Here is a 1239-nt window from a genome sequence, read left to right as displayed (position 1 = left end):
AAATCAACCAAAAGCTCTCTTAGCTTATGGTCTCACTTTAGGGGCGCACTACACTGTCATGCGGTAGCAGGCTAACTCAGGCGTTAGGCTCATCATGGAATTGCAGAAATGGAAAAATACAAATATTGGCGGGTTGGAAACCAGTGGCGGGGCTACGTCAAAGAGTTTCCAGTAACCCAGATGTAGGGTGCGCTCGAGCACCACCCCAGCCACTGCCCGGGCAGTTGTCTACGTCCTCCCCCTCAAATCTCGTCTCTACAAAAACCCCGGTTTGGGCCGGGGGTTCTGGGGAGCGGTAGGGCGTCTCGGGTTCAGAACTCCGCGTCCCACTCCACGATAGTCTCGCTGGTCTGGCCGGGGTTGGGCTTGGCGCTGGCGGCGCCCGCAACGCCCACACCTGCCATACCCGCAGCGGCTGCGGACTGGGGAACGGTGGGGTTCTGGCTGCGCCGGAGTGGGGTGCGCTGGTTTTGCAGCAGGCCGAACTGGGCCGCGATGCCGCGCAGGCCGATGGTGGCGAAAATTATCACCAGAAACACCGTGAGTCCCCAGAACAACTGGGCCACCAGGTTTTGCTGGATGGAGAGGTTGGTCAGGGCGCCAAAGAAGGGCAGCCGTCCGTAGCGCGAGTCGGACAGAATCGAGCCGATGTAGGAGAGCCCTTCCATCATGGCCGGGAGTAGCAGGAAGAAGAAGGCCAGCCCCAGGTAGCGCCAGTAGATGTTGCGCCCGCCAAAGGTGAGGGTCAGCAGGTAGAGCGGGAAGAAGGCCAGCATACCTGCCAGGATGAACAGGAAGGCCCTGGGGATGCCCAGGATGGTTTGCAGCAGCCAGACCTGTACATCGTGGAAGGCGCCCAGGCTTTGGCCCTCTAGGGCCAGACCGTTCTCGAGCATCACCCCCGAAAGCACCGTGAAGTCGCTGGTGCGCAGGCCCACCGCGTTTTCGGCCAACCTAAAGACCCGGAGGGTGCGCTGGGCCAGTTCGGGCTCGAGGGCCTCGACCACGGGTTGAATGGCGGTCTGGTAACGGGCGTTAATTTGGGCCAGGGTGCGACGGGCGGCGTCGCTCTGGCCGGTTTCGGCCTGCACCTGGGCTTCCAGCAAGCGCCCGCGCACCTCGAGCAAGGCCCGCTTCCAGTCATCAATACTGTGGATGCCCGCCGCCGCCAGGCTGCTGGCAACCGGCTCTGCTTTGCGGTTGTCCCGGATCCGCAAGCGCAGGTCGCTCAGCAATTGT

The 1239-nt window shown here is 62.2% G+C and carries 1 pseudogene; it reads right to left on the bottom strand.

What is annotated here, in order from left to right:
- Nucleotides 1-311: 311 nt before the first annotated feature.
- Nucleotides 312-1239 (bottom strand): annotated as a pseudogene (locus Q0288_RS14090) (hypothetical protein); the annotation flags it as partial.

It is taken from the genome of uncultured Meiothermus sp., assembly GCF_937863175.1.
Taxonomy (GTDB): Bacteria; Deinococcota; Deinococci; order Deinococcales; family Thermaceae; genus Meiothermus.
This window is presented reverse-complemented; position numbering and strand designations above follow the sequence as displayed.